Consider the following 11,480-nt stretch of genomic DNA (forward strand, 5'->3'; position numbering starts at 1 on the left):
ACCGGGTACCACCTGCCAGGACACGCGTTCGCAGTCGCCTCCCCCCACGACGGCCGGCACACATGGAGCCTTGGAGTGCACGTATCCGCCGCGGTGTGGTGGCTGACGATCCTGGGGATCGTCGGGCTGCTGCTGTTCGACTTCTTCTTCCACGTCCGCAAGTCGCACGTGCCCACGCTGCGCGAGGCGTCGATCTGGTCCGCCCTGTACGTCGGCATCGCCCTGCTGTTCGGCGTGGGGGTCTGGGTGTTCGGCGGCTCGGAGCCGGGGGCGGAGTACTTCGCCGGTTACGTGACGGAGAAGGCGCTGTCGGTCGACAACCTCTTCGTGTTCCTCGTGATCATGTCGAGCTTCAAGGTGCCGCGCGCCGACCAGCAGAAGGCGCTGCTGTTCGGCATCGTCTTCTCGCTGCTGGCCAGGAGCGGGTTCATCCTGGTCGGGGCGGCTCTGATCAACATGTTCGCCTGGGTGTTCTACCTGTTCGGGCTCATCCTGCTGCTCACGGCGGGCAACCTGCTCAAGCCGGAGGGCGAGGAGAGCCACTCCCCCGAAAATCTCATGGTGCGCGTGGCGCGGCGGCTGCTGCGTACCAGTGACACCTACGACGGCGACAAGCTGTTCACCGTCCAGGACGGCAAGCGCGTCATGACGCCGATGCTGCTCGTCATGATCGCGATCGGCGGCACCGACATCCTGTTCGCGCTGGACTCCATCCCGGCCATCTTCGGCCTCACCCAGAACGTCTACCTCGTCTTCACCGCCACCGCTTTCTCCCTGCTGGGGCTGCGGCAGCTCTACTTCCTCATCGACGGGCTGCTGGACCGGCTGATCTTCCTCGCGTACGGCCTGGCGGTCATCCTGGCCTTCATCGGGGTGAAGCTGATCCTGCACGCGCTGCACGAGAACAACGTGCCGTTCATCAACGACGGCGAGCCGGTGCCGGTGGTGGAGATCAGCACCGGCCTGTCCCTGTCGGTGATCATCGGTGTGCTGGCGATCACGATCGCGGCCTCGCTGTTCAGCGCGCGGGGGCGGGTGCAGAACACGGTGTCGATGGTGCGCAGGCTCGCTCAGGAGTACCTGGACGTCGAGCACGATCCCGAGCTGCGCGGGCAGCTCTTCGCCAGGCTGCTGGCCGAGGAGGAGCGGCTCAGGCGGCTGCCGGACAAGCACAGGAAGCTGATCCGCGGCGAGGACAAGCTGGCGGACCTGGTACGCCGCGCCCACGAGGAGCACAGCCGCGCGTGAGGGCGCCGGGCGCGCGGGACGACGCCGGGCGCGCGCGAGGGGACACGAGCGGGCCGAGGCGCTCGCTGGAACGCCCCGGCCCGCACGCGGTCCTGTGCTCAGGTACGGCGGTCGGTTCCGTTGCCGTCGTAACCGAGCAGCCGCATGGCCGTGTCGGGATCCATGGCCGCGGCCAGGAGCTGGGCCCTGGCGTGGGCCTGGTCACGTTCCTGCTCCGCCTTGGCCTGCGCCGTACGGATGCCCTTGATCGCGACGAACGCCAGCCCGGCGCCCACGATCCCCGAGACGACCACCACGAACAGCAGGAGCAGCAGCCCCGGTGAGGCCACCCCGGACACCGCCGAGCCGGCGCCGTTGCCCCCGCCCAGCGTGCCCGTCACCGCGAGCGCCGCGATGATGGACAGCACCACGAGCCCGAGCAGGCTGGCGATCACCAGCCAGATCCGGCCCCCACCCCGCCGCTCAGGGGGCGGCGTGGCGGCGGGGGTGCTCACGACGACGGGGACCGCCGGCTGCACAGGAACCGGCGCCTGCGCGGTGCCGGCCCAGGGCACGAACTCCGGCCGATCCGGCTGCTCGGCAGCCGAACCAGCGGCCGATCCGGTGGGCGGCCCAGCAGCCGGTGCGGCGCCGGGCCCGGCAGGCGGCTCCTGCGCGAGCGGCACGGGCGCGCCCGCAGGCGGGGCCATGGGCGGCGGCGTGCCCGCCGGAGGCGGCGGCGCCTGGATCACGGGCGGCGACCCCGGCGGCGCCTGCATGACGGGCGACCCGGGCGGCGCCCCAGGCACCTGCATGACCGGCCCCACACCCCCCGGCGCAGGTTGCACGACCACCCCGGCGACAGTGAAGGCCCCCGGCACCGCCTGCACCGGCTCCTGGTGTCCGGGCAGCTCCCGCTCGATCCGGCTGTGCTCCTTGTGCGCCCTGACCGCGTCGCGGTGATACTCCTCCAGCTCCCGGTACAGCTCGTCGGAGGCGTAGATGCTGCCGTCGAGCAGCGGCCCCGGCTCCCTGCGGATGATGGCGACCACGTCGTCACCGTTGAGCGTCTTGTGCGTCTCCAGCGCGTGCGCCAGGCAGAGCACCTCCCTGCGATGCTCCTGCAGCAGCTCCTCGGTCTTCTCCAGCAGCCGCACCAGGTTGAACTCGATGCGCTCGCCCAGCACGTCGGGCGTCATGTCCTGCTGACGCCTGGCCGGCTCCCTGTCGGTGATGCCGATGGAGCCGCCGGCGCCCGGCTTGCGCACGGCCTTGCCGCCCATGATCTCCAGCTCCTGGAGGGCGGGCAGCGAGGTGACGCCCGAGCCCATCCCCCAGTACGACTCCATCATCGCCGTCAGGTACGTGGCGGAGTACAGGTCACCGGAGACGCCGGAGGAGTTGTCCTCACCGAAGAACATGCGCTCCCCGGCCAGTGAGGCCAGCGACACCATGATGTCGGCCTCGTGCTCGGACTTCCACCGGGTGAACTGGTCCTCGGGCTTGATCGAGGCGACCATGCCCAGGTAGTCGGCGCCCTTCTCGATGGTGGCGATGTCGATCTCGAGGTGGAAGCGGGTGACGTAGGCGACGACGGCGTGGCACGCCTCGTGCACGGCCACCGCGTGCCGCTCGCGCTCGATGTACTCGACGTCCTCCGGCGGGCCGAGCTGCTTGAGCCGCTTGGCGCGCAGCACGTCCGACCAGGTGATGATCTCGCGCCCGTCCCTGATGGCGGTGATGAGCGACTCGTTGACCAGGTCCTTGATCGTGGCGCCGGTGGCGTACGGGGTGATCGTGGCCAGCTTGTCGATCTGCTCGTGGGTGAGCTCGTGCGAGACCTTGTCGAAGTAGCCCTGGTAGGTGCGCACCCGCCCGGCCTTGGACGGGTAGCCGACCTTGTAGATGCGGTCGATGCGGCCCGGCCGCAGCAGCGCCTCGTCCAGCGCGTCGGGCCGGTTGGTGGCCATCATGACCAGGATGCGGTACTTGGGCGGCGGTTTGGGCCGCATGCCCAGCAGCCGGCGCACCAGCCGGTTGAAGAACCCGCGCGGCTTCTTCAGGCCGGACAGCTCGGTGAGCAGCGCCTGCAGCGTGCCGGGGTCGCCGCTGTTCATCATGCCCCCGCCCATCATGAAGCGGTTGCGCCGGCCCGGCTCCTCCTCGCCGCCGCGCCCGCCGCCGAAGGCGAGCAGCTGACGGGTGGCCTCGGACATGTAGGTCATGCCGTGGCAGCCGTCGAAGCCCGAGGAGTGCCCGGCGAAGCCGCCGCCCTGCCCGGGCGGTCCCTGCTGGGCCAGCCTGCCGCGCTTGCCGAGGGAGTCGGCCTCGTCGAAGAAGACGATCACGCCGCCGTACCGGAGGGCCAGCTTGCGCAGCTTCCTGAACAGCGACTTGACCTTGAGGATGCCGATGCCCATGAACATGTTCGTGAACGCGCCCGGATCCACGAACACGTACGGCTTGCCGGTCTCACCGGCCACGGCCTCGGCCATGAGGGTCTTGCCGGTGCCCGGCGGGCCCCACAGCAGCAGGCCGCTGGGGACGTACCCGCCGCGCCTCTCGATCTCGTCCGGCCGCTCCAGGAAGACGATGTTCTCCTGGACGCGCTCGACCACGTGGTCCTGCCCCCACACGTCGTGGAAGCGGGTCTTGATGTCGTCGGGGAAGTACGTCTCGACGCCGCCCCTGGACAGGAACCAGAACAGGCCGACGAACTGGATGATGACGAAGAAGAACAGGAAGACGATCTGCAGGAAGAACGGCAGCGCCTGCCAGATCAGCGCCGGCGCCTGGAGCAGCGCGGTGAACGGGCTGACGTCCAGCACCGCCCCCAGCACCAGGGCGATCAGCGTGACGAAGAAGAGGATCTTCAGCGCGCGGGCGAGGCGGAAGCGCGTCCAGTCGTCGAAGCGGCGGTGCGTCCAGCGCTCGAACCCGCCGAAGACCTTCTGGCTCCAGAAGCGGTGGTAACCCGACCAGTGCTCGCTGACGAGGAAGTGCACCTGCCGCAGCAGCTCCGCGCCGAGCAGCCAGAAGATCCACTGGTATTCGATCGCGATGCGCCGCGCCGCCTCGGGAAAACCGATGATGCCCTCGTAGTCGGCCATCACCTTCCAGGTGAGGACGAGGTAGGCCAGCACGAGCGCGATCAGGAATTTGCTCCGGTCCCAGAACTGCATCTTCTTTCTGGTGACGGATTCGGGATCATTGGGCCCGCTGCCGGGGGCGCGCAGCCCTTCGTGGTGAACTGTCGTGGTCAATGATGCTCCCTCATCCGGGCAGCCGGAGCAGCTTGAAAGAACTCGCGATCTTGTCGAACTCGGCGGCGCGCTTCAGGTAGCAGACCGACTGGCAGCCGATGAGCATGACGGAGACCGTGGCGCCCTTCTCGTCGAGAATGGCGGTGTGGTCGAAGGTCTGGACGTCGTTGCCGATCTGGTAGTTGAAGCGGACGCGTACTCCCCTGGCCCCGCTGTCGAGGGTGAGCACCTCGTCGCTGAGCGGCTCGAAGCGGCTGAACATCGGCGGCTGGTTCGTCGCCATGGCCTGCTGCAGGTAGGCGGCGCGCATCTCCTCGGTCACTGGGAGGACGAAGTCGCGCAGCCTGTTGAGGGAGATGGCGTCCCGTTGCTCCTCGGTGAGCTGGTGCACGGTGGCGTAGACGAAGGGCTCCGTCGAGCCCAGGAGATGGTTGACCGACGGATCCGCTGACTGGTCGAAGGCCGTCGACCAGACCCGCTGGGCCCGCAGGAGCGCCGCCTGCGAGTTGGGATGGTCGCCGGACAGGTACAGCTCGATGGGATAGGCGTCGAGCTGCGTGAATGAGGCCGGCACCTTGAAGTACGTGGTGCCGCTCTTGTCGCGTACGTAGGTGAACTCCGGCTGTCCGCACGCGGACAGCATCAGGACCGCGACCATGAGCGCGATCAAAGCCCGTGTCTTTTTCACCAGGGCTTACCTCCGCATGACGGACCAACGGAGTTGTTGTGCCCGCTTTGGAGGGAAATCAGCTCGCCGCACGGTGAGAAATCTTGACCAAAACTTGGCCAAGCCTTGGCTTTACTTGTTACAGACCCAAAAGCCCTCCGTGCCGGGGCTGCGCCGCTCCGCTACAACGTTCATGCAACCCCCATTGGTTCATGCCAGGAAGTAGCGAAAGATATGAGGATCCCTATCGACACCCTGGAGCGGACAATGACAGAACCCGCGATGGAGACCGTCGACTCCTTCGGCATGACGGCCGAGCGTCAGTTCGCCGACCTGTGGTCCCGGTCGGTCCTGACGGTCAGGGAGCGTCGCCTGCTCCTCCTCGGGCTGCTCGTCGGCCAGGGGCTGCACGAGATGACCGACGCCCAGCTCGACGTGGCGTTGCGCGCCGGCGAGCTGAGCGAGGCCGAGCTGCGGGAGGTGGCGGTCTTCCTGACCCACTACGCCGGCTGGGCCAGGGGCGCCAAGCTGAACGACCAGGTGGAGTCGCTGATCGCGCGGGTCACGCGGGCTCGATCCGATAGATCGGACCCTGGAGGCTGAGCGCGTACAGCTCGCCGTCGGGGCCCTCCCCGAACGACGAGAGCTGCTCCACCTTGCCGACCTCGGCCGAGCCCGTCACGTCGTCGGCGGGCGCGGCCCTGACCCAGCCGGCGCAGAAGTCGCCGTACAGGAACTGCCCCCGCAGCCAGGGGATCCGCTCGCCGCGGTAGACGTACCCGGCGATCACCGAGCAGTTGCCGCCCTCGTTCAGCGGGTAGACGATCACCGGCTCGACGAGGTCGCGGGCCTGGCCGTCGCGGAAGCGCACCTTGCCCTCGCGCAGGTTCCAGCCGTAGTTCTCGCCGCCGCGCGAGCGGGCGGGCTGGTGGTCGACCTCCTCCCAGGCGTTCTGGCCGACGTCGCCGATCCACAGGTCGCCGGTGCCGCGGTCGAAGCTGAACCGCCAGGGGTTGCGCAGGCCGTAGGCCCAGATCTCGCCCCGCACGCCCCGCCGGCCGGCGAACGGGTTGTCGCGAGGGATCTTGTACGGGGTGCCGCGCGGGTCGATGCGCACGATCTTGCCCAGCAGCGTGCCCAGGTCCTGGCCGTTGCCCTGCGGGTCGCCCGCGCCGCCGCCGTCGCCGAAGGCGATGTAGAGCAGGCCGTCGGGGCCGAAGGCGAGCTGGCCGCCGTTGTGGTTGGCGTACGGCTGGTCCTGCTTGAGCACCTCGCGCCTGCCGGTCGCCCGCTCGCCGTCGTAGGCCCACTCGGTGATGTGGGTGTGGCCCCGCGCATCGGTCCAGTCGAGGTAGACCCAGCGGCCCGTGGGGTGGAACGCGACGCCGAGCAGCCCCTGCTCGTTGCCCGTGCTCACCTCGCCCGACAGGTCGATCACGGTCCTGCCGTCGGTGGTGCGCAGGCGGCCCGTCTGCTCGGCCACGTACAGCCGGTCGTCGCCCTTGCGCACCGCGAACGCCACGGGCTGCTCCAGCCGGGCGATCTCGGTGAAGCGCAGCTCGCCCCGCGCGGGCCTGGGCGTGGACGTGCTGGTCTGCGGCTCGGGCGGGCTGGTGCGGGGTGAGGGGGCCGCGCCCGTGGGCGTGGCGGGGCGCGTCGCCGACCCCGCCGGCTGCTCGGGCGTACAGGCGGTGACGGCCATGAGGCAGAGCCCGGCCACGACGAGGCGCACGTCACCCATCCTGCCACGACCGTTATGGTGCAGGCATGCCAACCGCACTGATCACTGGCGCGACCGCCGGCATCGGCGCCGCCTTCGCGCGCCACCTGGCCGCCGACGCCTATTCGCTCGTCCTCGTGGCGCGCGACGAGCTCCGCCTCACCAAGGTCGCCGACCAGCTCAAGCTCAGGTACGGCGTGTCCGTCGAGGTGCTGCCCGCCGACCTGGCGACCGAGGAGGGCCTGGCCAGGGTCGAGTCGAGGCTGCGTGACGGCGTCGATCTGCTCGTCAACAACGCCGGCTTCGGCAACGCCGGGCACTTCCCCGACGTGCCGGTCGCCAACGAGGTCCGCATGCTGAAGGTGCACTGCGAGGCGGTGCTGCGGCTGACGCTGGCGGCGCTGCCCGGCATGCGGGAGCGCGACCGGGGCGCGATCATCAACGTGGCGTCGGTGGCGGCGTTCTTCACCCGGGGCACCTACAGCGCGTCCAAGGCGTGGGTGGTGAACTTCAGCGAGTCGGCCGCGACGTCGCTCGGCCCCTCGCGCATCCGGGTCATGGCGCTGTGCCCCGGCTTCGTGCGCACCGAGTTCCACCAGCGGGCCTCGATGGACAGCTCGGGCATCCCGTGGTTCCTGTGGCTGAAGGCCGACGCCGTGGTGCGCGCGGCCATGCGCGACCTGGCGCTGGGCAAGCGGGTGTCGGTCCCCGACCTGCGCTACAAGCTCATCGTGGCGATCGGCCGGCTGGTGCCGCGCGGCCTGCAGGCCATGGTGTCCCAGCGCATCGGCCGCTGAGCCCGTTCACGCAAGGGTTCGCGCGAAAGGTTCGCGCAAGAGAACGGGCCCCCGCCGCGGGAGGGGGTCGCGGTGGGGGCCCGGGCGGTCGCGGGCTCACGCCCGCGGCCGGGAATCGGTTGTCAGCGGTTGGCCTCGTGGCCGATCGACAGGCCGGAGGCCGGGTCGAAGAAGTGCAGGTTGTGCGTGTCGACGACCAGCTCGATGCTCTGGCCGGGGCGCACGTGGCTGCGGGCGTTGACGCGGGCGGTCCACAGGGACTTGTCGCCCGACAGCGGCAGCGTGGCGTCCTCGTCGTCACCCGCGTCGGCGGCGGCGACGGTGTCCTTGTGCTCGACCGGCGGGGCGTCGATCAGGAACAGGACGTTGATCTCGGAGCCCAGCTCCTCGGTGACCTCCGCCTTGACGGGCAGCGTGGCCCAGCCGTTGGCGTGGCTGCCGGCGGAGGCGGCGTCCTCGAAGTCGGACGGGCGGATGCCGAGGATGATCTTCTTGCCGATGTACTGGTCGAGGCCCGGCTTCTCGGAGAAGGTCGACTCGGGGATCGACAGCTTGATGTCGGCGAAGGCCACGGCGGCGCCGCCGTCGCCGCGGATCAGCTCGGCGGTGACGAAGTTCATCGAGGGCGAGCCCATGAAGCCGGCGACGAACAGGTTGACCGGCTTGTCGAACAGGTTCTGCGGGGTGTCGACCTGCTGCAGCAGACCGTCGCGCAGCACGCAGACGCGGTCGCCGAGGGTCATGGCCTCGACCTGGTCGTGCGTGACGTAGACGGTGGTGACGCCGAGGCGCTCGTGCATCTGGTTGAGCGAGGCGCGCATGGAGACGCGGAGCTTGGCGTCCAGGTTGGACAGCGGCTCGTCCATGAGGAAGGCCTGCGGCTCACGGACGATGGCGCGGCCCATGGCGACACGCTGGCGCTGACCACCGGACAGGGCGGCCGGCTTGCGCTTGAGGTAGGTCTCCAGGCCGAGCATCTTGGCGGCCTCGTTGACCCGCTTCTGGATCTCCGGCTTGGGCATCTTGCGCAGCTTGAGGCCGAAGGCGAGGTTCTCCTCGACCGTCATGTGCGGGTAGAGCGCGTAGTTCTGGAAGACCATCGCGATGTCGCGGTCCTTGGGCGGCAAGTGGTTGACCACCTTGTCGCCGATGGCGATCTCGCCACCGCTGATGTCCTCCAGACCCGCGATCATCCGGAGCGCGGTCGACTTACCGCAACCGGACGGGCCGACCAGCACCATGAACTCGCCATCCTTGATCTCAAGGTTGAGCCCGTTCACGGCCTTTACGCCACCGGCGTAGATCTTGTCGACGTTCGTCAGAACGATGGATGCCATGACATTCCTTCGCGCTCCAGGGCGGATGGCCCGGATGGTCCCGTCAGATCCACTCGCATGGAGCGGATCTCCCCACTCGGCGTGGATACGTTTTCAAGCATCTCACCCGAAACGGACATCGGTGTCAAGGGTTACGGCGTGACCAGCCCTTGCGCTCACAGGAGACTTCCAGTTTTCCCGGAACCATGATGGAATCGTTTCCATGGACAAGCGGGCGACGATCAAGGATGTGGCCGAGGCAGCCGGCGTGGGCGTCGCCACCGTCTCCCGGGTGCTGTCGGGCGGCTCGGCCAGCCCGCAGACCAGGGAGCGCGTCCTGGCCGTCGCCGCGCAGCTCGACTACCGCCCCAGCGCGCTGGGCCGCAACCTGCGCCAGCGCCGCACGGGCGGCATGGGCCTGCTCGTCCCCGACCTGACCGACACCTTCTACGCCCAGCTCGCCGAGGGCGTGCTCGCCTGCGCCCGCTCGGCCGGCGAGCCGGTCATGCTCGGCTCCACGGCCGGCGACCCCGAGCAGGAGGCCGAGCTGATCGGCATGCTCCTGGAGCAGAGCGTCGACCGCCTCATCGCGGTCCCCTCGGGCGAGGAGGACACCTGGGCGCCGGCCATCCGCGCGGGCATGACGGTGGTCTTCGCCGACCGCCTGCCCGCCCCGCCGGCCCCCGAGGAGGAGGACCCGGCCGCCGCGGCCGTCGGCGACCTCATGCTCCTGGACGGCCTCGCCGCCCCCCAGCCCGCTTTCAGCCGCCCGCCGGAGGTGCCCGCCGTGCTGGCCGACGACCGGGCGGGCATCCGTACGGCGGTCCGCTACCTGCGCGGCCTGGGCCACAGGCGCATCGCCTTCCTCGGCGGCCCCGGCCACGACCGGCGGGTGGCGGCGTTCAGGGAGGCGGTGGGAGCGCCGGTGGACGAGGAGCTGGTCGTGTTCGGCACGGGCAGCCGTGACTCGGCCTACGCCGCCGCCTCCGGCCTGTTCCAGAGCCGTCCCGACCTGTCGGCGGTGGTCGCCGGGGGGAACGTGCTGGGCGAGGCCGCGGTGCTGGCCGCCAGGGAGCTGGACCTGCGGGTGCCGCGCGACGTGTCGCTGGTCATGTACGACGACGTGCCCTGGGCCGAGCTGTGCTCGCCGCCCCTGACGGTGGTCGCCCAGCCGGGTCGCGACATGGGCTACCGCGCGGCCGAGCTGGTGCTGCGCTCGGGCGGCCGCAGGGCCCGCTCCGTCGTGCTGCCCACCGAGCTGATCATCCGGGGAAGCTGCGGCCCGCACCGGTGAGCCCCGTGTAGCGGCGGGGCAGGATCATCACGGGGTTGTCGTCGAGGATCACCTCCGGCGGGCCGAACCGCGCCGCCACCTGCCTGATCTCCGGCTCGTCGAGCAGCAGCAGCCGCCCCCGCTCCACGAACGTCTCCCCGTCCACGACCACGGTCGGCCGGTCCACCTGGCAGTCGCAGTGCGCGTAACCCGGCCCCGTGGTGACCGGCACGCCGTCGGTCAGCCCGTCGAGGCCGCAGTAGAAGGCTCCGGCGTGCTTCTCCCGCTCGAACTGCGTGCCGCCCGCCACGCGGACCTTCGGGTTCAGCCCGAACAGGGCGTGGCGCATGTAGTAGCCGCCGGGCGCGTAACGGCGCAGCTGCGCGGCGGCACTCCCGCCCTCGATCTTGCGCACCAGGTTGCCCTCCAGCGTGATGCGCAGCGGCTCCTCCGGCACGCCGGTGACCGTGCTGTCCTCGACGACGAGCACGCCTTCCGTGCCGGTCGGCCAGCAGTTCACGCCGCCGTACGGGAAGGGCCGCCAGTCGCCGGGCCGCAGGCCGTCCGGGCCGGCGTCCTCGAAGGTGACGCCGGAGAACGTCAGATCCGTGCCGCGCGCCGAGGTCACCCTGATCGAGGCGGCGCCGCCGAGCCGGCGCAGCGCCGCGGCCACCAGCGCGTGGAAGACCTCGGCGGGCAGCCGCGCGCCGGTCAGCAGCGCGCCGGCGGTGGCCGTCATGTGCAGGGACAGGAAGCGGGCCGAGCGGGCTCTGATCTGGTCGAAGAACAGCGGCTTCGTGTGCACCTCGCCCCACCACGTGCCGCTGATCACCACGTCCGCCTCGCGGAAGGCCGCCGTCTCGATCGGCAGCGGCGCCTCACCGTCCCACCCGCCCGCGCTGAACGACGGCACCGACAGGATGCGCACGTCCGCGTCGCGCAGCGCCGCCGCCGCGGCGATGGCCTGGACGACGACCGGGTCCACGGTGTGCTCCATGATCAGCAGCACGCGTTCGCCCGCGGCCAGCCGGACGTACTCGCACAGGTTGTGCACGCCGGGCATCAGCTCGACGATCGCGTACGGGGCCGCGGCCGGCTCGGCGACGTAGCTGAAGGGCGAGGCCGCGTACGGATTGGTCGTCATTTCCTGGCTCCTTCTCACGTTCTACGGGCAGTCGATACCCAGCGTGGTCGGTTGTGTACCGTTCGTGCGGCAT

The 11,480-nt window shown here is 70.2% G+C and carries 9 protein-coding genes; 4 read left to right on the forward strand and 5 right to left on the reverse strand.

What is annotated here, in order from left to right; all coding sequences use genetic code 11:
- Nucleotides 1-75 precede the first annotated feature (75 nt).
- Nucleotides 76-1,248, forward strand: a complete 1,173-nt coding sequence (locus tag LCN96_RS40310) for a TerC family protein (protein ID WP_225267666.1) — start codon at nt 76-78, stop codon at nt 1,246-1,248.
- Nucleotides 1,249-1,346: 98 nt separating this feature from the next.
- Here the strand turns inward: LCN96_RS40310 and LCN96_RS40315 are convergent, their stop codons facing one another.
- Nucleotides 1,347-4,490, reverse strand: a complete 3,144-nt coding sequence (locus LCN96_RS40315) for an AAA family ATPase (RefSeq protein WP_225267667.1) — start codon at nt 4,488-4,490, stop codon at nt 1,347-1,349.
- A 10-nt stretch (nt 4,491-4,500) separates the two neighbouring features.
- Entirely contained in the window at nt 4,501-5,178 is a 678-nt protein-coding gene (locus LCN96_RS40320) for an LptM family lipoprotein (RefSeq protein WP_225267668.1), read from the reverse strand.
- 261 nt (nt 5,179-5,439) lie between these two features.
- Between LCN96_RS40320 and LCN96_RS40325 the strand changes: the two genes are divergently transcribed.
- Entirely contained in the window at nt 5,440-5,760 is a 321-nt protein-coding gene (locus LCN96_RS40325) for a carboxymuconolactone decarboxylase family protein (RefSeq protein ID WP_225267669.1), read from the forward strand.
- Here the strand turns inward: LCN96_RS40325 and LCN96_RS40330 are convergent.
- Nucleotides 5,720-6,889 (reverse strand): PQQ-dependent sugar dehydrogenase, encoded by a 1,170-nt coding sequence (locus LCN96_RS40330; protein WP_225267670.1) that lies wholly within the window; start codon nt 6,887-6,889, stop codon nt 5,720-5,722. The two genes, LCN96_RS40325 and LCN96_RS40330, sit on opposite strands and share 41 nt — an antisense overlap.
- A 35-nt stretch (nt 6,890-6,924) precedes the next feature.
- Here LCN96_RS40330 and LCN96_RS40335 point away from each other — a divergent pair, with 35 nt between their 5' ends.
- Nucleotides 6,925-7,674: an SDR family NAD(P)-dependent oxidoreductase gene (locus LCN96_RS40335; protein WP_225267671.1), complete on the forward strand. Its 750-nt coding sequence runs from the start codon at nt 6,925-6,927 to the stop codon at nt 7,672-7,674.
- Between the two features lie 122 nt (nt 7,675-7,796).
- Here the strand turns inward: LCN96_RS40335 and LCN96_RS40340 are convergent, their stop codons facing one another.
- Nucleotides 7,797-9,011, reverse strand: a complete 1,215-nt coding sequence (locus LCN96_RS40340; RefSeq protein ID WP_225267672.1) for an ABC transporter ATP-binding protein — start codon at nt 9,009-9,011, stop codon at nt 7,797-7,799.
- 202 nt (nt 9,012-9,213) lie between these two features.
- Between LCN96_RS40340 and LCN96_RS40345 the strand changes: the two genes are divergently transcribed.
- On the forward strand, nt 9,214-10,284 hold the full coding sequence (locus LCN96_RS40345) for a LacI family DNA-binding transcriptional regulator (protein WP_225267673.1): 1,071 nt from the start codon (nt 9,214-9,216) through the stop codon (nt 10,282-10,284).
- Here the strand turns inward: LCN96_RS40345 and LCN96_RS40350 are convergent.
- Nucleotides 10,253-11,407, reverse strand: coding sequence for a M29 family metallopeptidase (locus tag LCN96_RS40350; RefSeq protein WP_225267674.1), 1,155 nt, complete (start codon nt 11,405-11,407; stop codon nt 10,253-10,255). The genes LCN96_RS40345 and LCN96_RS40350 overlap by 32 nt on opposite strands.
- Nucleotides 11,408-11,480 lie beyond the last annotated feature (73 nt).

The organism is Nonomuraea gerenzanensis, from assembly GCF_020215645.1.
GTDB lineage: Bacteria > Actinomycetota > Actinomycetes > Streptosporangiales > Streptosporangiaceae > Nonomuraea > Nonomuraea gerenzanensis.

Coding starts and splice junctions, on each gene's coding strand:
- LCN96_RS40325 (WP_225267669.1), top strand. CDS start 5,440: ATGGAGACCGTCGACTCCTTCGGCATGACGGCCGAGCGTCAGTTCGCC.
- LCN96_RS40340 (WP_225267672.1), bottom strand. CDS start 9,011: ATGGCATCCATCGTTCTGACGAACGTCGACAAGATCTACGCCGGTGGC.
- LCN96_RS40345 (WP_225267673.1), top strand. CDS start 9,214: ATGGACAAGCGGGCGACGATCAAGGATGTGGCCGAGGCAGCCGGCGTG.
- LCN96_RS40335 (WP_225267671.1), top strand. CDS start 6,925: ATGCCAACCGCACTGATCACTGGCGCGACCGCCGGCATCGGCGCCGCC.
- LCN96_RS40350 (WP_225267674.1), bottom strand. CDS start 11,407: ATGACGACCAATCCGTACGCGGCCTCGCCCTTCAGCTACGTCGCCGAG.